This window comes from Gordonia sp. PvP123, assembly GCF_040547295.1.
Classification (GTDB): Bacteria; Actinomycetota; Actinomycetes; order Mycobacteriales; family Mycobacteriaceae; genus Gordonia; species Gordonia terrae.
The window spans coordinates 170,732-193,322 of the sequence record NZ_JBEPPN010000005.1; the positions used below are offsets into that span (position 1 = coordinate 170,732).

Consider the following 22,591-nt stretch of genomic DNA (forward strand, 5'->3'; position numbering starts at 1 on the left):
GGATGCGCATGTCGCGCCACGTGTTCGGGCCCGTCGCGGGCGCGGTCGCGCTCGCGGTGGTGGTCGTCCTGATCGCGGTGTCGGTGCGCTCGACCGGGGCGTACTGGACCGAGACCGCGTCGTCGGCTCCCGGCCAGGTGGCCACCGGCCGACTGGCCCTCGCCACCGGCTCGGGAGCCGACAACGTCTACACCTTTCCCGAGCTGACCGGAGCGGCTCTCGTCCCGAACCAGTTCCGGCAGGCGCCGCTGGCGATCGTCAACACGGGGACGACGCCACTGCGGTACCGATTGACCTCCGCCGGCCCACAGGTGTCGACGGCGTCGACGGTCACGGTGACCCTCGCCGGGGCAATCGGTGGAACCTGTACGGCAACATCGGCTCTCGGGCCGACGAGCGCCTTCCCGACGCTGTCGGGCGTCGGCTCCGTCTCGACCGTCGCATCGGCGTTCCGCACCCTGGCCGCCGGGGCGCAGGACACCTGGTGCGTCCGGAGCACGCTGATCTCCGTCGCCGGGGCCGAACCGGCCACCTACACCCACGTCTTCGGCTTCCGGGCGGAGCAGGTATGAGCCACCGGCACACCGACACTCGGTCGATCACGGAGGCGGATCCGTCGCGCACCGGACCCTGGTGGTGGGTCAGCACGATCGTCACCTGGCTACTCGTGTTCGCGGTCTCGGCACTGGTCCTGGCGCTCGTCGTGATCCCACTCGTCGGCAACGCCCAGCCGTACACGGTGCTGACGGAGTCGATGCGACCCACCTATCCACCGGGCACGCTTGTCGTGGTCCGGGACTCGGACACGAACCGCCTGCCGGTCGGCGAGGTGATCACCTTCCAGATCCGGTCGGGCGAACCCGCAGTCGTCACGCATCGGATCATCGCCACGGGCATGGACAGTACCGGCGGACGTACGTATACGACGCAGGGCGACAACAACCCACAGCCCGACCCCGGGTCCGCGGAGCCGGCCCAGATCCGCGGAGCGGTGTGGTACTCGATCCCGTACCTCGGTCACGTCAACAACTGGCTCACCGGAGACACTCGCGTTCTGGTGGTGACCGTCATGGCGGGCGCCCTCGGGCTCTATGCCGCCGTTCAGCTCGTCGGTGCGGTCGTCGACAGGCGGCGGGTGTCGACCGGATCCGCGCCGCGATGAGCACGATGCGCGCGGCCGCGCGCGGGTTCGGACGATTCCTGCGGTCGACCCGCGTCCGTGCGGTGCTGTCGGTCGGGATCGTTCTCGGACTCGGCACAGTCGGGACACTGGCCGCCTGGTCGGCAACCACGACGACCACCTCCGGGACCTTCACCACCGGCACCGTCGATCTGTGGCTCGACAACGTGAACGCGACTCAGGCCGCGCCGCTGTCGGTGCCACTCGGGTCGGCGCTGCTGCCCGGACAATCCGCCGCCGTACGTGTCACCGTCCAGAGTCGGGGCAATGTCGCCGCGACCTACACGACCAAGGTCCGAGGGACGGGCACGGCCGGTACCGCGGTACAACTCGCCGTCGTGGTCGGCGGCACCATCTCGGGATCGACCTGCACCGGCACCCCCACGGTTCCCACCATGCCGCTGACCGGCGCCGACGCCGCCATCCTCGGTACGCGCGGCCCACTCGCGGCCGGCACCGGAGCCGAGATCCTGTGCCTTCAGTTCACGCTGCCCGCAACGGCATCGAATGCCACCCAGGCCGCAACCGGCGGCGTCCTGTTCACCTTCGACGGCACCGGGGTGGCGAATGCCTGAGCCCGTCACCCCCGGTCGCCGGCCCGGGCGAGGAACCGACGTCGCGCTGAGCGTCGGTGCCGTCGCGGGCGTGGTCTGTATGTGCCTGGCCTTCTCGGCCGTGCTGTTCGGCATCACACCACTCGTCTTCCGGTCCGGATCGATGGAGCCGGCGATCCCCGTCGGTTCCCTCGCCCTCGCTCGCGAGGTCCCGGCCGGCGCGGTCGAGCCGGGTGACGTCGTGAGCGTGACCGCCGACAACGGCAATCGGATCACCCACCGGGTGGTGAACGTGGATGCCGGCGCGGGCAATTCGGTGGCGCTCGTACTGAAGGGTGACGCGAACACCGAACCCGACCTCACCCCGTATGTCGTCACCGACGTCGAGCGCGTGATGGCCGATGTCCCCTATCTCGGTTATGCCGTCGCGTGGTCGTCGACGCCCGCTGCCCGCGCGGCGGGCATCGTCCTGGCGGTCTGGCTGCTCATCGCCGTGTTCGGACCCCACCGGCGCAGACGCAGCAGCGGTCGGCACCGGGCGGCCGCACCGCACCCCGGCGTCCCCGGACGCGCCACGCATGCCGGGATGCCGATCGTCCTCGTCGGTGCGCTGTCGGCGACGTTGATTGTCGCCTCGCCGCCCGGTGCCGCCCGAGCGGGAATGACGGACCGGACGGTCGGCCAGGTGACGATGACGCTGGGCACCGCGCCCCGGCCGGCGAGCTTCACCTGTGCGACCCAGGGAACACTGCTGACGAGCGCCCTCTTGAGCTGGCCGGTGGTCGGGCCCGCGTTCGGTTACCGGCTCGAGTTCCGGGCCACGACGACCGGTCTCCTGCTCAGTACCCAGGACCTACCGGCCCAGGCGTCGGGGACCGTCAGCTACACGGTGAGTGCGGGTCTCCTGGATCTGCTCCCCAGCTCGACGACGGTTCATCTCGTCTCCCGCGTGGGGAACTTCTGGATCTCGCCGAGTCCCACACTGACCCATCGGATCACGAAGGCTGTCTTGAGTTCGTCGTGCGCGACGCCGGGGACGGTGACGAGTCCCGGGGCAGCACCCGGACGTCAGGCCCGCACCGCCCCGTCCGTGTCGAGCACGACCCCGAGCGAATCCGGCTCGCCGAGTTCGGCGTCGCAGACCCCGGGATCATCGTCGACCGAGCCGTCCACGGACCCGGCCTCACCGACCGATGGCCCACAGACCTCGACGCCCCCGACGCCGACCACTTCCCCGGCGACACGCGAATCCGAAGTCGGACAGGCAGTTCCCGATGTCTCGCGAACCTCGGAGCCGACAACGGCCGACGGGTATCGCTGAGAGGCGATTCAGCGACCCGGCGCCACCTTCAGCATGCGGCCGAGAGTCGCCTGCCACAGTGTTCCATCCGCGGTGATGGTTCCGGTCAGTTCGAGCGGCTCGTCGAATGGTGCCGCCCCGACCGGCACGGTCGCCACCCGCCGCCCCGTCGCGAAGTCGGTTGCGAGGTAGACGACTTCACCCAGTTGTTGGGGGCGGCGCGACTCGAGAGGTCCGTACCCGATCGCATGGATCAGCCCATCCGCGCGAGACAGCTTGGGAAGCGTGGCGATCCGGTCGTCGTTCTCCCACACGCGACGACAACCGCCGTCGCCGACATCGATGCGGGTGGCGCCGCCGACGAACGGGGCATCGGCCGGGACCGACGGCCCCCGCACCGCCATCGGCGGGTACTGGTAGCCGTGGGTACTCGGGATGACCAGCGAGTTACCCCAGGCCATCGGCGAATTCTCGGTGCCCGGCCCCGACCTCGCGAAGGCCCGCATCCGGCAAACCTCGGAACCGTCGTCGCTGCGCAGCACACGAAGACTCGGCGGCTCCGCGTTGTCGACGATGGCGACCCACCCGTCGCCGCCCGGACCGAAATAGGTCGGCGTCGTTCCCGAACCCCAGGTGAGCTGCCCGGGTTTGCGTGCCGGTCCCCGGTCATATGCGCGACGCCAGACGACTCGCGGTGCCGCGCCCGGGTCGGCGCGCATCTCGTACAGCGCCTGCGTCGTGAGGATCGACGCACCGGTCCGCCGGATGGACAGGCCGTTGCCCAGTTCCTCTCCCGCCGGGAGCCGGGTGGACCGGACGGCGCGATGCCGGTCGACCGTCCCGACCACCCCACCCGTGGTCGCAAACCAGACGCGGCCGTCGAAGTCCGGCGCCAGGCCGGTGATCGCGTCACCCGCCGGGATCGCCTGGCCGACGTCGACCCGATCATCGACGTAGACCCGCCAGCCGTTCGCCGTCTTCGCATGCGCGACACGAAGAATCGAGTTCGAGCCGTCGGCTACGACCACCCGGTCACGGTCGTCGAGGTAGCCGTACACACCGCCGAGCAGGCCGCCCTTCGTGAGCTGCGTCGACGCCAACGGTTGCGCGGTCCGGGGATCGAAGAGGACGACCGTCGGTGCCGCGAATGCGGGCGGCGTCGTTCCGACGAACTGCGTGCACAACGCGACCGGCATCCCGTCGCGGCCCACGAAGGTCGCCGCACAGGCTCCGCCGGGGACGGAGGAGGCGGCCAACCGGGCACCGCGGCCGGGTCCGCGATGCGACGTAGAGTCGGTGGAGGCGAGATCGCCGTGCATGAGCGAGGTGTCGGCCGGTCCGAGCCCAACGCTCGGCGAGTCCGGTTGCGCCACCGCGGGGTACGCGAGACCCACCGCCATCGCCATGACTCCGCTGACCACCGCCGTCCAGACCCGCTTCATCCGCGTCATGGAAGGTGAAGCTACCGGACCCCAGCAGAAATCCGCCTCTGAAACCCACCCCCCACAGACTGCTCGACGACGATATGTCGACGGCCCGGCTGCTGAGGGTGGGTTTCAGGCGCGGCCGCGCGGCTCAGATGACCAGGCCGAGAGCGAGTACCACGATCAGTCCGGTCACCGACAGGACGGTCTCCATCATCGACCAGGTCTTGAAGGTCTGGCCGACGGTCATCCCGAAGTACTCCTTCACCAACCAGAAGCCGGCGTCGTTGACGTGCGACAGGAACACCGAGCCGGCACCGATCGCCAGGACGACCAGGGAGAGCTCTCCCGAACCCATACCGTCGACCAGTCCGAGGATCAGCGACGACGCGGTGATGGTGGCAACCGTCGCCGAACCGGTCGCGAGGCGGATCAGTGCCGCGAGGGTCCAGGCGAGCAGGAGGACGGAGACGTTCGCACCGGTGGCCCAGTCCGCCAGCAGGGTGCCGATACCCGTGTCGACGAGCACCTCCTTGAATCCGCCACCGGCCGAGACGATCAGCAGGATTCCCGCGATGGCGGGCAGCGCCGCACCCGTGCACTTCGAGATCGTCTCGCGGTCCATCCCGGACCCACGGCCGAGGGTGAACATCGCGACGATCACGGCGATCAGCAGCGCGATCAGCGGGGTGCCGAGGATGTCGAGCACCTTGCGCAGGGGCTGGTCCTCGTCGGCGATGAAGATCTCGGCGATGGCTTTGCCCAGCATCAGCACGACGGGCAGCAGGACGCTGAACATGGTGATCGCGAAAGACGGCCGCTTCGTCGTCGGGCCGTCTGCCGGATCGACGTCGAAGGTCGTCGGGGCGTCGACCGTCACCCATTTCCCGGCGAGCACACCGAACAGCGGTCCGGACACGATGATGGTCGGAATGGCCACCAGCACACCGAGTCCGAGGGTCATGCCCAGGTCGGCGCCGAGAGCGTCGATCGCCACCAGCGGGCCCGGGTGCGGCGGGACGAAACCGTGCATCGCCGAGAGCCCGGCCAGCGCGGGAATGCCGATCGGGATCAGACCGAGTCCCGATCGTCGGGCCACCAGGTAGATCACCGGCATCAGCAGGACGAGACCGATCTCGAAGAACATCGGCAGCCCGATGATGGCGCCGACGAGGGCCATCGCCCACGGCAGCATCCGCGGTGACGCATGACCGACGATCGTGTCGACGATCTCGTCGGCCCCGCCGGAGTCCGCCAGGAGTTTGGCGAACATGGCACCGAGTGCGATCAGGATGCCGACACCCGCTGCGGTGGTGCCGAATCCGGCGGTGAACGACTCGAGGACCGTCGGGATGGACTCACCCGCGACGATGCCGACCGTCGCACCGCCGCCGACGAGCGCGAGGAAGGGGTGGACCTTCGCGATCGTGATCGCGACGACGATGACGGCGATGCCGGCCAGCGCCGCGAGGATGAGTTGCCAACCGGGGGCAACGGGTTCGGGTAGGTCCGCACCGGCGGCGAGGATCGTGATCGTCGTCGACATCGTCAGCTCTCCTCGCCGTCAACGTGCGTATCAGGCAGGGACGCGACCAGTTCGTCGACGATGGCGTCCACACTCTGGTCGACGTCGACGGTGAACCCGCGTTCGTCCGCGGTCAGCGGCTCCAGGGTCTCGAACTGCGAGGCGAGCAGTGCCGGGGGCATGAAGTGCCCGGGCCGCGACGCCTGCCGTCGCGAGATGACATCGACCGAGCCGGCCAGGTGGGCGAACAGTGTCGCCGGCGCGTGCTCGCGGAGGCGGTTCCGGTAGTCGCGCTTGAGTGCGGAACAGCTCATGACGCCACCGCTCTCGTGCTCGGCCAGCCAGACCCCGATCGATTCGAGCCAGGGGCCGCGATCGTCGTCGTCGAGCGGTTGTCCGGCCGACATCTTGGCGATGTTCTCCGCCGGGTGGAAGTCGTCGGCGTCGGCGAACGGCACGCGCAAACGCTGCGCCAGCGCTGCTCCGACCGTCGACTTCCCGGACCCCGACACCCCCATGACGACAATCGGTGATCGCATGTTCACTCCTCACGACATTGTGCTGCTGATCACGTAGGCTGCCTCAATAGTAATACTTTTGCAAGCCTGTCCTGCCATTAAGTACGCACATTCGGCCGGACCTCGACTAATGAGAAGATGAAACGGTGAGTCAGGGCACACGAAGCGCACCCGAACGACACGAGGAGATCCTTGCGGCGATCGGCAGACGCATCGTGTCCGGAGCACAGCCGGCCGGCAGCGTGCTGACCCTCGACTCCATCAGTGCCGAACACGGCGTCTCCCGGACAGTGTCCCGCGAGGTGATCCGGGTACTCGAGTCGATGGGGCTGGTCGAGTCGAGGCGGCGCGTCGGCATCACCATCCAACCGCGGACGCGCTGGAGCGTGTTCGACGCACGGCTGATCCGGTGGCGGCTCGACGGCGGTGAGCGCGCCGAGTTCCTGGCGACACTGTCGGAGTTGCGGCGTGGTTTCGAACCGGTGGCGGCAGCGCTGGCCGCGGAACGCGCGAACGAACACCAGTGCCGCATCCTCGCCGCGGCGGTGTCGGACATGTCGGTGCATGGCCGCACCGGCGACCTCGAGTCATACCTGTTGGCCGACAAGGTCTTCCACCGGACCCTGCTCGAGGCGAGCGGCAACGAGATGTTCCGGTCACTCACCGGCGTGGTGAACGAGGTCCTGGCCGGACGCACCCATCACGGGATGATGCCGGCGACCCCCAACCCGGCCGCCATCGCACTGCACGACGACGTGGCCAGAGCAATACGCCTCCGCGACCCGGAGGTCGCGGAGGCGTCGATGCGGGCGATCATCACCGAGGCGGCGGCAGCCGTCTCCGAGGAGACCCCCTTGCCGCCTGAGGTGCGAGCGTAGCGAGCCACCGCTTTGCTGCCTGAGGTGCGAGCGCAGCGAGCCACGAAGGCCGCTCGGGAGGGACCGCTCAGACCAGCAGTTCGGCGATCTGGATGGTGTTGAGCGCAGCGCCTTTTCGGAGGTTGTCCCCCGAGATGAAGAGCGCGAGTCCGCGGCCGTCGGGAACACCCGGGTCCTGGCGGATCCGGCCCACGAGCGACGCGTCGTTGCCCGCGGCCGCCAGTGGCGTCGGCACGTCGGCGAGCTCGACACCGGCGGCCGCGCCGAGGATCTCCTGGGCGCGCGCCACCGACAGCGGACTCGCGAACTCGGCGTTGATCGACAGCGAGTGTCCGGTGAACACCGGCACCCGCACGCAGGTGCCGCTCACGAGCAGCTCTGGGAGGCCCAAGATCTTGCGAGACTCGTTGCGCAGCTTCTGATCCTCGTCGGTCTCACCCGAACCGTCGTCGACGAGCGACCCGGCGAGGGGCAGCACGTTGAAGGCGATCGGCGCGACGTACTTGTTCGGCGCCGGGAACTCGACAGCAGATCCGTCGTGGACCAGCTTCTCGGCCTCACCGGCAACAGCACGCACCTGACCGGCGAGTTCCTCGACACCGGCCAGGCCACTGCCCGAGACAGCCTGGTAGCTCGAGACGATCAGTCGCTGGAGGCCGGCCTCGTCGTGCAGCGGCTTGAGGACCGGCATCGCGGCCATGGTGGTGCAGTTGGGGTTGGCGATGATCCCCTTGGGCGGGTTCTTCGCCAGCTCGCCGTTGACCTCCGAGACCACCAGCGGCACATCGGGATCCTTGCGCCACGCCGACGAGTTGTCGATGACGGTCACGCCGGCCGCGGCGAACCGCGGCGCCTGCTCGCGGGACATCGTGGCCCCCGCGGAGAACAGCGCGATGTCCAGACCCGACGGGTCGGCGGTCGAGGCGTCCTCGACGACGATCTCGCCGTCGCCCCACGGCAGCGTCTTGCCTGCCGAACGCGACGACGCGAAGAACCGCACCTCGTCGGCCGGGAAGTTGCGCTGGGCCAACAGGGTTCGCATGACTGCACCGACCTGACCGGTCGCACCCACGACTCCGATACGAACACCCATGGCTATCGCCCCGTTCCGGCGTAGACGACGGCTTCTTCTTCGCCGCCGAGGTCGAATGCGGCGTGCAGGGCGCGCACCGCGTCGTCGAGTTCGGTGTCGCGGCACAGCACCGAGATACGGATCTCCGACGTGGAGATCAACTCGATGTTGACGCCGGCCTCACTGAGCGCCTCACAGAACGTGGCGGTGACGCCGGGATGCGACTTCATGCCCGCACCCACCAGCGAGACCTTGCCGATGTGATCGTCGTAGAGCAGATCGGTGAAGCCGATCTCCTGCTGCAGCTTGGTGAGCTTCTCGACACCGAGCGGTCCGAGCTCGCGCGGCAGGGTGAACGTGATGTCGGTCTTGCCGGTGTCGATCTTCGAGACGTTCTGGAGCACCATGTCGATGTTGATCTCGGCGTCGGCGACGGCACGGAAGACCCGCGCGGCGTAACCGGGCTTGTCGTCGAGCCCGACGACGGTGATCTTGGCCTCGCTGCGATCATGTGCGACGCCGGTGAGAATGGCTTCTTCCACGGGAATGTCCTCCATCGATCCGGTCACCACGGTGCCGGGTTTGGTCGAGTACGACGAGCGCACGTGAACGGGAACGTTGTACCGACGGGCGTATTCGACGCAGCGCAGCATCAGCACTTTGGCACCGCAGGCGGCCAGTTCGAGCATCTCCTCGAAACTGACGGTGTCCAGCCGGCGGGCGTCGGGCACGATGCGCGGGTCCGCGGAGTAGACGCCGTCGACGTCGGTGTAGATCTCGCAGACATCCGCTTCGAGCGCCGCGGCGAGCGCGACCGCGGTGGTGTCGGAACCACCGCGTCCCAGCGTGGTGACGTCCTTCGTGTCCTGCGAGACGCCTTGGAATCCGGCGACCAGCACGATCTTGCCCTCGTCGAGGGCGCTGCGGACCCGGCCGGGGGTCACGTCGATGATCTTGGCCTTGCCGTGGCTGCTCGTCGTGATCACGCCGGCCTGCGAGCCGGTGAACGACTGCGCCTGCGCACCCATCGAGCTGATCGCCATGGCCACGAGCGAGTTGGAGATCCGCTCACCCGAGGTCAACAGCATGTCCATCTCGCGCGCCGGCGGCGCCGGATTGACCTGCTGGGCGAGGTCGAGCAGCTCATCGGTGGTGTCGCCCATCGCGGACACGACCACGACGACGTCGTTGCCCTGCTTCTTGGTCTCGACGATCCGCTCGGCGACGCGACGGATGCGTTCGGCCGTTGCGACCGAGGATCCGCCGTACTTCTGCACCACGAGGGCCACGTCGAGTTACCTCCTGCCGGCCGCGTCGGCCGGACCATAGACGTCAACTTGCCGGGACAACCTTACCGGGACCACGCCCGACGGCCTGACCTGGTCTCCGCGCCACCCATCGGCACCCGGACGATCCGATCCGCCCTAGGATCGCTCGGGTGGCCTCCCCTACCGACGTCGGCGATACCGGAAGCGGCGCCGACGGCCGGACCGGGAGCCGGTCCGACGCGGGTCGTCGGCTACGGACGCTGACCTCGGCGTTCTTCGGTCCGGTCGGCTCGTCGCCCGCCGGCCTCCGCAGACATCGCTGGTGGCTAGACGCGCTACTGGTCTTCCTCGTCATCCGAGCGATCGGCATCCTGGTCCTGGCCCGATTCGCCGATCTCCGCGGGACCACGCTCGGCGACTCCCTGGCGGTGTGGGACGGGCAGTGGATGATCGCGATCGCGACCCACGGTTACGACGGCGTGCCCTACGCCCTCACCGACGCACGGGGGCTGCACACCGTCGACACGGCCTACGCCTTCTTCCCGGGATATCCGTACCTCGTCGGGTTGATCGCGAAATTGCCCGGGCTGAGCCCGTTCGGTGCCGCCCTCACGGTGAACCTGCTCCTGGGTTGTGTGGCCGCGGTCGGCGCGGCACGCCTGGGCATGGTGTGCGCGCGACTCATGGCCCGCCGGTCACCGGTCGGCCCGGCCCCCGAGCGGGGCACCGGACTCTTCCTGGTGGCGCTGTTCGCGGCGACGCCGATGTCGATCGTGCTGAACATGGCCTACACCGAGGCGCTGTTCTGCGCGCTCGCGGTGTGGGCGCTGGTCGGGATCCTCGAGAAGCGCTGGCTCCTCGCCGGCGTCGTGGCCGCGATCTGCGGGTTGTGCCGGCCGACGGCGGCGGTCCTGATCGGGGTCGTGATGCTCGCGGCCGTCGTGTTCCTGTGGCAGGCACGCCGAACCACCGTCTCCCGAGGGGCACGGGTCCGCGCGATCGTCGCCATCCTGATCAGCCCCCTCGGCTATCTCGCATACCTCTGCGTGGTGTGGGCGCACACCGGATCACCGACCGGATGGTTCCGAATCCAGACCGAGGGGTGGGACACCCAGTTCGACTGGGGTGAGGCCGCTTTCCGGTTCGTCAACGAGATGCTCGTGCACTCGGCCGAGATCGCACCGGTTGCCACCGCGTGGATCGTCTTGAGCACGCTGGCGATGCTCGGCGTCGCGGTGTGGTCACGGATGCCGTGGCCGGTCCTGCTCTACGGCTCGCTGCTGGTCGCGCAGATCGTGCTGTCGAGCGGGCTGATGATGAGCAGGCCGCGGCTGCTCCTGCCCGCGTTCGTCCTGCTGATCCCGCTGGCGATGGCGCTCGCCCGGATGCGACCGGTCGTCGCCGGCCTGATCGTCGTGCCGATCGTGGTGGGCAGCTCGTGGTTCGGCGCGCACATGCTCACCGTGTTCCCCCACGCCATGTGACCCACCCGCGCTGAGGTTCTGGGGTCCTCTCGTACCGAGGGCACGGACTCACACCGCAGACGCCGCGAATCCCCGGCAGAGGTAGTCGATCCCGGCGTCGAGCCGCGCGCGGGGATCGAGGAGCCGGCCGGCATCGGGCCGCCCGGCCAGACGGGCGAGGTGCGACGGGACCTCGACCTCGGACTCTCCCGAGATCACCTCGGCGAGTCCGGCGGACGGGAGCAGCGAGTCGTCGCGCAGCAGTTGGTCGCTCACCGCAACCAGCGCCACACCGTGGACGAAACTCCAGACCGACAGCGCCATGTCGGTCGCGCGTTCGATGCCGACGCCGAGTTCCAGGAACCCCGCCGCGAGCCAATCGAGGCACGCCAGCGAATCCTCGCCATAGCTGTGCCGGGGCGACGAGTAGGCGAGGACGACCCATGGGTGCCGCGTGTAGAGCTCCCAGTCGACGTCGACGGCCACCTCGACCCGGGCGCGCCACCCGGGTGCGGTGTCCACCGGGTACGGGAACCGACGCCCCACCTCGGTCGACATCGCCTGCAGCAGCGCGTCCTTGTCCGCGACGTGGCGATAGAGCGACATCGCACCGACCCCGAGTTTCTCGGCAACCCGCCGCATCGACAGCGATCCGATGCCGTCGTCATCGGCGACGGCGATCGCGGCGTTCACGATCGTCGCGGGCGACAGCTTCGAGGTGTCGGACGTCACTTCCGGGTTCCTCCTGCTCAGGGCGGGAATAAAGCGATTGCGTACAGCGTACTCATCCCCGTACGCTGACCCGCGTACACCGTACGCGTAGGTAGCTGTCGTCTGCCGCGAAGGAGGAAGCGATGTCCGCCCAGCTCGACCCGTCGAACCGGCTCCACCCGACCCCGGGTGCCGCCGACCGACGAACGTGGCTGGGACTGGCCGTGCTCACCCTGCCGGTGTTCCTGGTCTCGATGGACGTCTCGGTGCTGTACCTCGCCATTCCGTCGATCACCGACGCGCTCGCGCCGTCCGCGGCCCAGCAGCTGTGGATTCTCGACATCTACGGGTTCCTCATCGCCGGACTGCTCATCACGATGGGCAACGTCGGCGACCGCGTTGGGCGTCGTCGCATCCTGCTCGCCGGCGCCGGCCTCTTCGGCGTCGCCTCGGTCATCGCGGCATTCGCTCCCACGGCCGGCATCCTGATCGCGGCGCGCGCCCTGATGGGCATCGGCGGCGCGACCCTGCTGCCGTCGAGCCTGTCACTCATCGCCAACATGTTCCCCGACGCCCGCGAGCGCGGTCGCGCGATCGGCGTGTGGACCGCGGCGTTCGCCGGCGGCAGCGCGGTGGGCCCGGTCATCGGCGGCGTTCTGCTGCACCACTTCTGGTGGGGCGTGGTCTTCCTCATCAACGTTCCGGTGCTCGTCCTGCTCTTCGTCTTCGGCCCGCGCCTGATCCCGGAGTACCGGGCTGCGACCACCGATCCCTTCGACGTCCTCGGCGTCGTGCTCTCGATGGCAGGCATCCTCCCGCTGGTCTACGCGGTCAAGACGGTGGCGAGCGACGGCGCCACGACGGCCGTGGTCGTCGCGGGCGTGGTGGGTGCGGCTCTGCTCATCGCGTTCCTGCTGCACCAGCGGCGGATCGCGTCCCCGCTCCTCGACCTCAAACTGTTCGGCAACGCACAGTTCAGCGGCGCGGTCGCCGTCGCGCTGATCGGCATGATGGCCCTCGGCGGCATGTCCTACCTGACCGGCGTCTATCTCCAGTCGGTCATGGGCCACGACGTCCTGGCCGCGGCCATCGCCGGCCTCCCGATGGCCGTCGCGGTGGCGGTGTTCTCGATCGGGGCGACCAGGGTCGCCGCCTTCCTGGGCACCCGGTTGGCCTTCGTCGGTTCCGTCGGCCTCGCGGCGGCGGGCAACCTCGGCATGCTGACCCTCGGCACCTCGTCTCCGGTCTGGGTGTACATCCTGTGCACGACGATCGCGGGCATCGGTTACGGCATCCAGTTCAGCCTGGTCTCCGTCGTGGTCGTCGGTTCGGTGCCCCCGGAACGATCGGGCGCCGCATCCGGTATCTCGGAGACGAGTTTCGAGCTCGGCACCGCGATGGGTCTGGCGCTTCTCGGATCGCTGGCCACCCTCGTGTTCCGGGACGGCGATCGCGGCTGGGCGTTCGGCGACACCCTCGGCGAGACGCTGCACCGCTCGGCCGACATGGGTCCGGCCGGCGAGGGTCTGGCCACGGCGGCGAAGCAGTCGTTCGTCGACGGCATGCATGCCGCATCGCTCGCGAGCGGTCTCGCCCTGCTCGTCCTGGGGACGATCCTGCTCGTCGTGATGCGCGACGAGCCGACCGATCCGCAGGCCGAGGTCGCCGACGTGCAGCTGCCCGACGGTGATTCGGTCGGCGCCGCACACACCCGGTCCTGACGGCGTCGCCGCACTACTCTCGGGCGGATGCACGAACTGATCTCGGGGCGCTGGAGCGCCCGCGGCTACGATCCCGCCGCGACCATCTCGGTCGACGACGTCACCACCATCGTCGACGCCGGTCGCTGGGCACCCACCTGGGGCCGGGTGCAACCGGTGCGGTTCATCGTGGGCCTGCGCGACGACCCGACCTTCATCGCCCTGAGCGGCGTCCTGACCCGCGGCAACTCGGGGTGGGCGCCGCGCTCGGCGGCGCTGGTCCTGGTCTGCACCACCGATGACCCCGACGACGCGAAGGCCCATACCTACGGGGCGGTCGACTGCGGACTTGCCGTCGCCCAGATGATCCTGCAGACCGAGGCACTCGGTTTCAACGCTCATCCGATGGCCGGGTTCGACGCCGAGGCCGCCCGAGACGCTTTCGGGATCCCGGCCGGCCGACGGCCGCTGGTGTTGCTCGGCATCGGAGTGCTCGTCGCCGACGCGGCGTCGCTCCCCGAGGACATCCGCGCCCGCGACGAGAAGCCACGCACCCGACTCCCACTCAGCGAGGTCGCCTTCGCCGGCGAGTGGGGTCGCGCTGCATTCACCGACCCGCAGGCCCCCTGACCGGCGGATGTGACGAACGAGGCATATGGGACAGGAGTGACTTGTGGTACTTCTTCTGCATGACTGTCACACCTCCTCGACGAGGAATGCTCCGCCGATTGGGAGCGCACCTCGCTCCCGTCGCCGCCGTCACGGCACTGTCGGCCGCTGCGGCATTGTCCGTGCCGGCGACCGCCCACGCCGATGAGCCCTTCAGCCTCGAGTTCAACGGCGCGGCCGGCACCTTGCCGTCGGCGCTGCAGCACGAGACCGGCGCCGGCGGCTGGGGCAACAACGAGGTGCAGAACTACACCGCCGACCGCCTGAACTCACGACTGGACGGCAACGGCAACCTGCTCATCGAGGCACGCCGCGCCGCGACCGGCGGCTGGACATCGGCCCGGCTGACCACCAAGGACAGCTTCGAGTTCACCTACGGAACGATCTCCGCGCGTATCTCCCTACCGCAGGGTCGCGGGCTGCACCCGGCATTCTGGTTGCTGGGCAGCGACATCGACTCGGTCGGATACCCGGCGGCCGGTGAGGTCGACATCGCGGAGACGATCAACACTTCCGACTGGGTGCATGTGGGCGTACACGGTCCGACGGCCCTGGGGACCGCCACCGGGTCGCTCGACATCTCACTCACCGACCTGCTGCCCGGACTCCCCCTGCCGGGCCCCCTCGCCGGCCGCTGGGAGCGGGGCCACGACCTCACCGGCATCGACCCCGGCGACTTCCACGTCTATGCCGTGACCAAGACGTCGTCGCAGATCCGCTTCACCATCGACGGAAACGCGGTCCACACAATCAATCGTTCCTCCCTCACCGGCGATGAACGATGGGTCTTCGACAAGCCGATGTACGCATTGCTCAACGTGGCCGTCGGCGGGATCTGGCCCGGCCCACCGTCGTCGACGACCCCGAGTCCGGCGACGATGACCGTCGACTGGTTGCGCTACACCCCCTGAGTCCGCCGACCCTCGTCCCACAACACTCCGCCCCCGAGCCGTTCGGCTCGGGGGCGGAGTGCGTATGCGTTGGGTGACAGTCGTTTACGCAACCAAGACGTTTACGCGACCAAGACCTGGTCCTCGTCGGTTGCCGACGCACGCATGGTCTTGTCCTTCGTCTCGACGATCATGATCGTGCAGACCACGCTGAGCGCCGACAGACCGGCGAGCAGGACGCCCACCCAGATGGCACCGGGACCGGCGATCAACGGGGCGGCGATCAGCGGCGGGATCGCCCCACCGAGGATGCCGGCCAGGTTGTAGCCCATTCCCGCACCGGTGTAGCGGTACCGCGCCTCGAACAGTTCGGGCAGGAGCGCACCGGCAGGCCCGTAGGCGATGCCGAAGATGAGCAGCGTGCCGAGGAGCCCGACGACGAATGCCAGGCCGCCGCCGATCTCGAGGATCGGGAACAGCACCAGCGTCCACGGAATCGCGATGGCACACGAGGTGAGGATGACCCGGCGACGCCCCACGCGGTCCGACCACACCGCCGAAGCCGCGGTCGACAGACCGAACACCACGGCCGCACCCATCCCGGCGGTCAGCACGAACGTCCGCGACAGCTCCAGCGACTTGGTGCCGTAGTTCGTGAGGAACGCGGTACCCATGTAGAACAGCGAGAACAGGCTCGCCAGCGCACCGCCGGCGATGAGGATCTCGCGCCACTGGTGCCGGAACGCGTCCAGGAACGGCAGGGCGGGGCCGTCGGTCGTGGCGGCGCCGGTCGCCTTGCGCTGCTGCGCCTCCCGGAACACCGGGGTCTCGGCGACCGCGAGCCTAACCCACAACCCGACAGCCACCAGCGCGAACGAGAGGATGAAGGGGATCCGCCAGCCGTAATCGAGGAAGGCCGAACTGGTCTCGCCGAGGGTCAGGCTCGCGATGAGGAAGGTCAGGCTCGAGAGGAAGAACGCGAAGGCCGGGCCGAGCTGAGGGAACATCGCGTACAGCCCACGCTTGCCCGGCGGGGCGTATTCGGCGGTGAGAAGTGTTGCGCCCGCCCATTCCCCGCCGACGGCGAAGCCCTGCAGGAACCGCAGGAACACGAGGAGGATGGGGGCCGCGATACCGATGCCGGATTCGGCGAAGCCGAACACACCGGTCTCGTAACCGGGCAGAAGTCCGATCGCGACCGTCGCCAGTCCCATGATCAGCAGGGTCCACACCAGGGTGCGCTTGCGGCCGATCCGGTCGCCGAAGTGACCGAAGAGCATGGCGCCGACCGGGCGGGCGAAGAAGGCCACGGCGAAGGTCGCGAAGGAGGCGATCGTCCCGGTGACCTCGTCGGCGGACGGGAAGAACACCGTCGGGAACACCAGCGCGGCGGCGGTGCCGTAGATGAAGAAGTCGTAGAACTCGATGGTCGTACCGATGGAGCTCGCGGCGGCCACTCGTCGAAGGCTTGTGCGCTTGCCCTCCGGCGGGTCGGTCACCGGGGGCTCGGCGGGGATGGTCGTCACTGGCGTTCGTCCCTTTCTGCAGACGGCCGCGTGGGCGGCGCGCTATCCCGGACGACAACTCACCCGGGCGCCCCGTCGGCCGCATGGATGAATTACGTCACTCACGCTGCCGACTGAGAGGCATGTCATAGTCTGGAATGCGGGCAGCTGGGGCGGCACCCCCCGAAGAGGGGGGAACCGATCTGGGGCCTCACCTGCAGCTTTGGTCACTTCGTCGCCGGGGAGTACAGTCGGGCGCATGCAGCGCGCACTCCTCCTCGGTTGCCGCGGCGGGGTCTGAACCGACCGGCCCTCCGTCGCGGGGCCTCATCACGCGCCGGTCACTTTCCTTCCACACACGGAGAATGACCACCATGGCACCAGCAGACAGCTTCACTTCCGGCGCCAGCCGAATCGTCGAGCCCGCGGGCCCGATTCCCGCCGGACAGCCCTCATGGAACCCGCAGCGCAGCTCCGCGATGCCGGTTCATCGTTATCGCCAGTTCGCCGACGAGGTCGAGAGGGTGGCGGTTCCCGACCGCACCTGGCCCGACAAGGTCATCACCACCGCCCCGATGTGGTGCGCGGTCGACCTCCGCGACGGCAACCAGGCACTCATCGACCCGATGAGCCCGGCACGCAAGCGCCGCATGTTCGACCTCCTGGTCCGGATGGGCTACAAGGAGATCGAGGTCGGCTTCCCGTCGGCCAGCCAGACCGATTACGACTTCGTCCGCGAGATCATCGAAGACGGCGCCATCCCCGACGACGTCACGATCCAGGTGCTGACCCAGTGTCGTGACGAACTGATCGAGCGCACCTTCGACGCCTGCCGCGGCGCGGCCAACGTGATCGTCCACTTCTACAATTCGACGTCGGTCCTGCAGCGTCGCGTCGTGTTCCGCGCGGACAAGGCGGCGATCACCAAGATCGCGACCGACGCCGCGCACAAGGTCCTCGAGGTACAGCAGAACTACCCCGACACCAACTGGCGGTACGAATACTCGCCGGAGTCCTACACGGGCACCGAGCTGAGCTTCGCCAAGGAGGTGTGCGACGCGGTCACCGAGATCATCGCCCCCACCCCGGAGCGCCCGATGATCATCAATCTGCCGGCGACCGTCGAGATGGCCACTCCCAATGTCTACGCCGACTCGATCGAGTGGATGCACCGCAATCTCGCCCGGCGCGACTCGGTCATCCTGAGCCTGCACCCCCACAACGACCGCGGAACCGCCGTCGCCGCAGCCGAACTCGGCTACCAGGCGGGCGCCGACCGCATCGAGGGATGCCTGTTCGGCAACGGCGAGCGCACCGGGAACGTCTGCCTGGTCACCCTCGGCATGAACATGTTCAGCCGCGGTGTCGACCCCCAGATCAGCTTCTCCGACATCGACGAGATCCGCCGGACGGTCGAGTACTGCAACCAGCTGAACGTCCCCGAGCGCCATCCCTACGGCGGAGACCTGGTCTACACCGCCTTCTCGGGCAGCCATCAGGACGCCATCAACAAGGGCCTCGACCAGATGAAGGTCGACGCCGACGACGCCGATTCCGACGTCGACGACATCACCTGGGCCGTCCCGTATCTGCCGATCGACCCCAAGGACGTGGGCCGCAACTACGAAGCGGTCATCCGGGTGAACAGCCAGTCCGGCAAGGGTGGCGTCGCCTACATCATGAAGGCCGACCACGGCATGAACCTGCCGCGTCGTCTGCAGATCGAGTTCAGCCGCGAGATCCAGAAGATCACCGACGGCGAGGGTGGCGAGGTCAATCCCAAGGAGATGTGGGACGTCTTCGCGGAGAACTACCTGCATCCGATCTGGCCGCTGGAGCGCATCCGTCAGAAGGTCGACGCCGCGGAGGTCGACGGCGGCGACGACCACATCACCGCGGTGGTGAAGGTCGAGGGCAACGAGCGCGAGATCTCCGGCTCGGGCAACGGACCCTTGGCGGCGTTCGTCGACGCGCTGGGCACCGTCGGTTACGAGGTCCGGGTGCTCGATTACAGCGAGCACGCACTGACCGCGGGCGGCGACGCGAGCGCCGCGGCGTACGTGGAGACCGAGGTCAACGGCGAGACGGTGTGGGGTGTCGGGATCGCCTCGTCCATCACCACCGCGAGCCTGCGTGCAGTCGTCTCGGCGGTGAACCGCGCCTACCGGGTCGTCTCGGTGCCGGCCGCCGACGACGAGACCGCCCCGGGCACCTGGGCGCCCTGACCCCACCTTCCTCGAACCGCCGCCGTTCGGCTGATCTGGTCCGATCCGCCGAACGGCCGCGGGGTCGCGGGGTCGCGGGAACAAAACGGACCGGAGTTTCATTTAGAGGGTCATGAAGAACATCGGTTTCCTCTCGTTCGGCCACTGGTCGGACGCCCACGGGTCCCAGGTGCGGTCCGGCGCCGACACCTTGCTCCAGTCGATCGACCTGGCAGTGGCCGCCGAGGAGCTCGGCGCCGACGGCGCGTACTTCCGGGTCCACCACTTCGCCCGACAGCTCGCCTCGCCGTTCCCGCTGCTGGCCGCAATCGGCGCGAAGACCAGCCGGATCGAGATCGGCACCGGGGTCATCGACATGCGGTACGAGAATCCGCTGTACATGGCCGAGGACGCCGGCGCCGCCGATCTCATCTCCGAGGGCCGACTCCAGCTCGGCATCAGCCGTGGATCGCCTGAGCAGGTCATCGACGGGTACAAGTACTTCGGATACGTCCCGCCCGACGGCGAGACCGACGCCGACATGGCGCGTCAACACACCGAGGTCTTCCTGCGGGTCATCGAGGGCGGGGGTTTCGCGACCCCGAACCCGCGTCCGATGTTCCCCAATCCGCCCGGCCTGCTGCCCATCGAGCCGCAGTCGCCCGGTCTCCGGGATCGCATCTGGTGGGGTGCCGGGAGCCGGGCAACGGCTGAGTGGACCGCTCAGCAGGGCATGAACCTGATGAGTTCGACGCTGCTGACCGAGGACACCGGCGTGCCCTTCCACCAGTTGCAGGCCGAACAGATCCAGCGCTTCCGCAAGGCCTGGGCCGACGCCGGGCACCCGCGTGAGCCGCGAGTGTCGGTGAGCCGCAGCATCTTCGCCATCGTCGACGACCACGACCGCGCCTACTTCGGCCGCGGCGGCGCCGAGTCGGACCAGGTCGGTGTGATCGACAACAGCGTGGCCCGGTTCGGCCGCAGCTACGCCGATGAGCCGGACAAGTTGATCGAGCAACTACGTGAGGACGAGGCGATCGCCGCGGCCGACACCCTGCTGCTGACGGTGCCGAATCAACTGGGTGTGGACTACAACGCGCATGTGCTCGAGTCGATCCTCACCTATGTCGCGCCGGCGCTCGGCTGGCGCTGACACCGCGTCCGCCGGCCCCGGCCGGTCGCACCGGTCTGCGCGCGAAGCTGTTCGGGGGCAGCGCTTCTGCGCGGGGTGTCGAAACCGCCACATGGAGTCGACTCGCTGACCTAACGTCAGCGGGGGGTCCGATGTCCGAGGGACATCACCGACGAGTTGTCGAGATACACGCCAAGCCCCATCGCGAATGGAGAACCACGAATGTCCGAAGTGATCGTTGTCGCCACCATCTCCCCCAAGGCCGGGGAGGAACAGGCCGTGCGCGACGCCGTCCTCAAGGCCATCCCCCAGGTGCACGATGAGCCCGGTTGCGGGAAGTACGCACTACACGAGGCCACCGGGGACTCGACCGATCTGGTGATGATCGAGCGCTGGGAATCCATGGAGGCCCTGGCCACCCACGGCGCCGCACCTGCCCTCACCGAACTCGGCAAGACGATCGGCGGTCTGCTCGCCGGACCTCTCGATGTCCGCACATTCACCGCGGTCCCCGCAGGTCAGGACGACAAAGGCACTATCTGACGCTTTCGCGGCAACCGCCCTCACCCGACCACCGGGTGAGGGCTTCGTCGTGTCCACCGGTCCCCGATCTTGATTCCGCTGCTGATGGCGTGCTAGACCGGGTATAACGATCGTTAGATAAAGTGACGCGTGCCATGCACTGTGCTGCGTCGCGCCATCGAGAGGAACCCCATGCCCGAAGCCGTCATCGTCGACGTCGTCCGTCTCGCGTCCGGAAAGGGCAAGCCCGGTGGGGCGCTCTCGGAGACCAAGCCCGTCGAGTTGCTGGCGCACGTGTTGCGTTCGCTGGTCGAGCGCAACGACATCGATCCGGCCATCGTCGACGACGTGATCGGCGGCTGCGTCGGCCAGGCCGGCGAGCAGGCCCTGAACATCTCGCGGACCGCACTCCTCTCGGCAGGCTTCCCCGAGTCCGTCCCCGCCACCACAGTCGACCGGCAGTGCGGATCGAGCCAGCAGGCCGCCCACTTCGCCGCGCAGGGCATCATCGCCGGCGCCTACGACGTGGTCATCGCAGCGGGCGTGGAATCCATGAGCCGCGTCCCGATGGGATTCACCACCGCCGGACAGAGCCCGTACGGTCCGAGCATCGCCGCGCGCTACCCCGAGGGTCTGGTCAACCAGGGCATCTCGGCCGAATTGATCTCGGCCAAGTGGAAGTTCGATCGCGACACCCTCGACGCCTTCGCCGCGCAGTCGCATCAACGCGCCGCAGCCGCGGCCGCGGAGGACTTCTTCGACCGCGAGGTCCTGCCGATCGACGTCACCGACGCCAACGGCGAGACCGTCACCCACCGCATCGACGAAACCGTCCGGGCGACGACCACCGCCGAAGGACTGTCCGGTCTGCGCCCGTCCTTCTACACCGAAGAGACCGCCGCACGCTTCCCGGACATCAACTGGCTCATCACGCCGGGCAACTCCTCACCGCTGACCGATGGCGCATCGGGTGCGCTCATCATGAGCGACACCATGGCCGCCAAGCTGGGGCTCACCCCGCGCGCGCGTTTCCATTCGTTCTCGGTCGCCGGCGATGACCCGATCTTCATGCTCACCGCACCGATCCCGGCGACCCACAAGGTGCTCAAGCGATCCGGGTTGTCCATCGACGACATCGACACCTACGAGGTCAACGAGGCGTTCGCACCGGTGCCGCTGGCCTGGGCACACGAATTCGGTGCCGACCCCGCCAAACTGAACCCGCGCGGTGGTGCCATCTCGCTGGGTCACGCGCTCGGTTCGTCCGGTACCCGCCTGCTGTCGACGATGGTCAACCATCTCGAGGCGACCGGCGGCCGCTACGGCCTCCAGACCATGTGCGAGGGCGCCGGCATGGCCAACGCCACCATCATCGAACGTGTCTGAGGCGGCGCGGACGGCTCCCACCCGGAAGCTGACGATCGAGACCGAGGGGCTGGACTGGCGGGAGCGCGAGCCCGTGCCGCTTCCGGCCACCCTCGTCGCGGCCAAGCACGCCTTCTACGAGCGCGGTTATCACGGCACCTCGATCCGCGACATCGCCTCGCGGGCAGGCGTTTCCCTGCCGACGCTCTACTACCACCACGACAACAAACTCGGCATCCTCGTCGAACTGCTCGAGGCCGCGATGACCTCGGTGCTGGCATGGGTCGGTGCGGCCATCCAGTCCGGCCGGACGCCGAGCGAGCAATTGTCCAATGCCATCGAGTCGATCGTCCTGCACATGACGAGCGATCTCGAACTCGCCAGCGTTGCCCACGAGTTCCGCCATCTCGACTCCGACGATCCGCGACGTGAGACCTACGTCGCGATGCGCACCGAAACCGAGGACCTGCTCGCCGATGTCATCGCGCGCGGTGTCGAATCGGGCGAGTTCCACTTCGAAGAGGACCCGAAAGAGGTCCTGCGCTATCTCTTCGGTGCGTGCCAGGCGGTGACCACCTGGTACCGCCCGTCTGGTCCCCGGACACCGGCCGAGGTCGCGGCGTCGTACGCCCTGATCTCCCTGCGCGTCGTCGGTGCCCGAGGACACAGCGACGCCGACCGATCACCGACCGACATCTGAGACAGACTCAC

Annotated in this window: 21 protein-coding genes; 14 read left to right on the top strand and 7 right to left on the bottom strand. The window is 68.5% G+C overall.

Going from position 1 to position 22,591, the window contains the following annotated elements:
* Positions 1–8 precede the first annotated feature (8 nt).
* From ABIC25_RS11135 to ABIC25_RS11150, 4 genes are read left to right on the top strand one after another with little or no spacing between them, the layout of a single operon-like run.
* Positions 9–572 (top strand): hypothetical protein, encoded by a 564-nt coding sequence (locus ABIC25_RS11135; RefSeq protein ID WP_354561428.1) that lies wholly within the window; start codon positions 9–11, stop codon positions 570–572.
* Entirely contained in the window at positions 569–1,162 is a 594-nt protein-coding gene (locus tag ABIC25_RS11140) for a signal peptidase I (RefSeq protein ID WP_354561430.1), read from the top strand. The genes ABIC25_RS11135 and ABIC25_RS11140 overlap by 4 nt, the downstream gene beginning before the upstream one ends.
* On the top strand, positions 1,159–1,755 hold the full coding sequence (locus ABIC25_RS11145; protein ID WP_354561432.1) for a SipW-dependent-type signal peptide-containing protein: 597 nt from the start codon (positions 1,159–1,161) through the stop codon (positions 1,753–1,755). Before ABIC25_RS11140 ends, ABIC25_RS11145 begins: the two co-directional genes overlap by 4 nt.
* Entirely contained in the window at positions 1,748–3,055 is a 1,308-nt protein-coding gene (locus tag ABIC25_RS11150) for a signal peptidase I (protein ID WP_239401974.1), read from the top strand. The genes ABIC25_RS11145 and ABIC25_RS11150 overlap by 8 nt, the downstream gene beginning before the upstream one ends.
* 8 nt (positions 3,056–3,063) lie before the next feature.
* On the opposite strand, the gene ABIC25_RS11155 is transcribed toward ABIC25_RS11150, so the two are convergent.
* The 3 genes from ABIC25_RS11155 to ABIC25_RS11165 form a co-directional block, all read right to left on the bottom strand.
* Complete coding sequence (locus tag ABIC25_RS11155) at positions 3,064–4,476, bottom strand: hypothetical protein (protein ID WP_354561669.1); 1,413 nt, start codon at positions 4,474–4,476, stop codon at positions 3,064–3,066.
* Positions 4,477–4,609: 133 nt separating this feature from the next.
* A complete protein-coding gene (locus tag ABIC25_RS11160) occupies positions 4,610–6,004 on the bottom strand; it encodes a GntP family permease (RefSeq protein ID WP_354561433.1) in 1,395 nt (464 codons plus the stop codon).
* Positions 6,005–6,006: 2 nt separating this feature from the next.
* Positions 6,007–6,522 carry a gluconokinase gene (locus ABIC25_RS11165; RefSeq protein ID WP_004021626.1) on the bottom strand — a complete coding sequence of 172 codons (516 nt, stop codon included), beginning with the start codon at positions 6,520–6,522 and terminating at the stop codon, positions 6,007–6,009.
* A gap of 125 nt (positions 6,523–6,647) precedes the next feature.
* On the opposite strand from ABIC25_RS11165, the gene ABIC25_RS11170 reads away from it, so the two are divergent.
* Positions 6,648–7,379: a FadR/GntR family transcriptional regulator gene (locus ABIC25_RS11170; protein ID WP_354561434.1), complete on the top strand. Its 732-nt coding sequence runs from the start codon at positions 6,648–6,650 to the stop codon at positions 7,377–7,379.
* A gap of 67 nt (positions 7,380–7,446) precedes the next feature.
* On the opposite strand, the gene ABIC25_RS11175 is transcribed toward ABIC25_RS11170, so the two are convergent.
* Both ABIC25_RS11175 and ABIC25_RS11180 read right to left on the bottom strand, forming a co-directional pair.
* Complete coding sequence (locus tag ABIC25_RS11175) at positions 7,447–8,472, bottom strand: aspartate-semialdehyde dehydrogenase (RefSeq protein ID WP_354561436.1); 1,026 nt, start codon at positions 8,470–8,472, stop codon at positions 7,447–7,449.
* Positions 8,473–8,474: 2 nt separating this feature from the next.
* A complete protein-coding gene (locus tag ABIC25_RS11180; protein ID WP_064569710.1) occupies positions 8,475–9,740 on the bottom strand; it encodes an aspartate kinase in 1,266 nt (421 codons plus the stop codon).
* Positions 9,741–9,889: 149 nt separating this feature from the next.
* Here ABIC25_RS11180 and ABIC25_RS11185 point away from each other — a divergent pair, with 149 nt between their 5' ends.
* Entirely contained in the window at positions 9,890–11,203 is a 1,314-nt protein-coding gene (locus tag ABIC25_RS11185) for a putative hexosyltransferase (protein WP_354561438.1), read from the top strand.
* Between the two features lie 48 nt (positions 11,204–11,251).
* Here the strand turns inward: ABIC25_RS11185 and ABIC25_RS11190 are convergent, their stop codons facing one another.
* Complete coding sequence (locus tag ABIC25_RS11190) at positions 11,252–11,914, bottom strand: TetR/AcrR family transcriptional regulator (protein WP_354561439.1); 663 nt, start codon at positions 11,912–11,914, stop codon at positions 11,252–11,254.
* Positions 11,915–12,036: 122 nt separating this feature from the next.
* On the opposite strand from ABIC25_RS11190, the gene ABIC25_RS11195 reads away from it, so the two are divergent.
* The 3 genes from ABIC25_RS11195 (at position 12,037) to ABIC25_RS11205 (ending at position 15,173) form a co-directional block, all read left to right on the top strand.
* The gene (locus tag ABIC25_RS11195; RefSeq protein WP_354561441.1) at positions 12,037–13,614 is read left to right on the top strand and encodes an MFS transporter; all 1,578 of its coding nucleotides are present in this window, start codon (positions 12,037–12,039) and stop codon (positions 13,612–13,614) included.
* 27 nt (positions 13,615–13,641) lie between these two features.
* Complete coding sequence (locus ABIC25_RS11200) at positions 13,642–14,223, top strand: nitroreductase family protein (RefSeq protein ID WP_354561442.1); 582 nt, start codon at positions 13,642–13,644, stop codon at positions 14,221–14,223.
* Positions 14,224–14,309: 86 nt separating this feature from the next.
* Complete coding sequence (locus ABIC25_RS11205) at positions 14,310–15,173, top strand: glycoside hydrolase family 16 protein (protein ID WP_354561443.1); 864 nt, start codon at positions 14,310–14,312, stop codon at positions 15,171–15,173.
* 101 nt (positions 15,174–15,274) lie between these two features.
* Here the strand turns inward: ABIC25_RS11205 and ABIC25_RS11210 are convergent, their stop codons facing one another.
* Entirely contained in the window at positions 15,275–16,678 is a 1,404-nt protein-coding gene (locus ABIC25_RS11210; RefSeq protein ID WP_239401983.1) for an MFS transporter, read from the bottom strand.
* Positions 16,679–17,031: 353 nt separating this feature from the next.
* Here ABIC25_RS11210 and leuA point away from each other — a divergent pair, with 353 nt between their 5' ends.
* The 5 genes from leuA to ABIC25_RS11235 all read left to right on the top strand — a co-directional run bounded on the left by leuA (position 17,032) and on the right by ABIC25_RS11235 (position 22,580).
* Positions 17,032–18,882, top strand: a complete 1,851-nt coding sequence (gene leuA, locus ABIC25_RS11215) for a 2-isopropylmalate synthase (RefSeq protein ID WP_354561444.1) — start codon at positions 17,032–17,034, stop codon at positions 18,880–18,882.
* Between the two features lie 112 nt (positions 18,883–18,994).
* Positions 18,995–20,014, top strand: coding sequence for an LLM class flavin-dependent oxidoreductase (locus tag ABIC25_RS11220; RefSeq protein WP_354561445.1), 1,020 nt, complete (start codon positions 18,995–18,997; stop codon positions 20,012–20,014).
* Positions 20,015–20,215: 201 nt separating this feature from the next.
* Positions 20,216–20,536: a putative quinol monooxygenase gene (locus tag ABIC25_RS11225; protein WP_004021603.1), complete on the top strand. Its 321-nt coding sequence runs from the start codon at positions 20,216–20,218 to the stop codon at positions 20,534–20,536.
* Positions 20,537–20,707: 171 nt separating this feature from the next.
* Positions 20,708–21,901: a thiolase family protein gene (locus ABIC25_RS11230; RefSeq protein WP_354561447.1), complete on the top strand. Its 1,194-nt coding sequence runs from the start codon at positions 20,708–20,710 to the stop codon at positions 21,899–21,901.
* Positions 21,894–22,580, top strand: a complete 687-nt coding sequence (locus ABIC25_RS11235) for a TetR/AcrR family transcriptional regulator (protein ID WP_354561448.1) — start codon at positions 21,894–21,896, stop codon at positions 22,578–22,580. Before ABIC25_RS11230 ends, ABIC25_RS11235 begins: the two co-directional genes overlap by 8 nt.
* The last annotated feature ends 11 nt before the right edge of the window (positions 22,581–22,591 follow it).

Bases quoted from the DNA above. Each gene is read 5' to 3' on its own strand.
- ABIC25_RS11225 (WP_004021603.1), top strand. From the start codon at position 20,216: ATGTCCGAAGTGATCGTTGTCGCCACCATCTCCCCCAAGGCCGGGGAG.
- ABIC25_RS11230 (WP_354561447.1), top strand. From the start codon at position 20,708: ATGCCCGAAGCCGTCATCGTCGACGTCGTCCGTCTCGCGTCCGGAAAG.
- ABIC25_RS11220 (WP_354561445.1), top strand. From the start codon at position 18,995: ATGAAGAACATCGGTTTCCTCTCGTTCGGCCACTGGTCGGACGCCCAC.
- ABIC25_RS11205 (WP_354561443.1), top strand. From the start codon at position 14,310: ATGCTCCGCCGATTGGGAGCGCACCTCGCTCCCGTCGCCGCCGTCACG.
- ABIC25_RS11195 (WP_354561441.1), top strand. From the start codon at position 12,037: ATGTCCGCCCAGCTCGACCCGTCGAACCGGCTCCACCCGACCCCGGGT.
- ABIC25_RS11165 (WP_004021626.1), bottom strand. From the start codon at position 6,522: ATGCGATCACCGATTGTCGTCATGGGGGTGTCGGGGTCCGGGAAGTCG.
- ABIC25_RS11160 (WP_354561433.1), bottom strand. From the start codon at position 6,004: ATGTCGACGACGATCACGATCCTCGCCGCCGGTGCGGACCTACCCGAA.
- ABIC25_RS11200 (WP_354561442.1), top strand. From the start codon at position 13,642: ATGCACGAACTGATCTCGGGGCGCTGGAGCGCCCGCGGCTACGATCCC.
- ABIC25_RS11140 (WP_354561430.1), top strand. From the start codon at position 569: ATGAGCCACCGGCACACCGACACTCGGTCGATCACGGAGGCGGATCCG.
- ABIC25_RS11155 (WP_354561669.1), bottom strand. From the start codon at position 4,476: ATGAAGCGGGTCTGGACGGCGGTGGTCAGCGGAGTCATGGCGATGGCG.
- leuA (WP_354561444.1), top strand. From the start codon at position 17,032: ATGGCACCAGCAGACAGCTTCACTTCCGGCGCCAGCCGAATCGTCGAG.
- ABIC25_RS11145 (WP_354561432.1), top strand. From the start codon at position 1,159: ATGAGCACGATGCGCGCGGCCGCGCGCGGGTTCGGACGATTCCTGCGG.
- ABIC25_RS11150 (WP_239401974.1), top strand. From the start codon at position 1,748: ATGCCTGAGCCCGTCACCCCCGGTCGCCGGCCCGGGCGAGGAACCGAC.
- ABIC25_RS11175 (WP_354561436.1), bottom strand. From the start codon at position 8,472: ATGGGTGTTCGTATCGGAGTCGTGGGTGCGACCGGTCAGGTCGGTGCA.
- ABIC25_RS11135 (WP_354561428.1), top strand. From the start codon at position 9: ATGTCGCGCCACGTGTTCGGGCCCGTCGCGGGCGCGGTCGCGCTCGCG.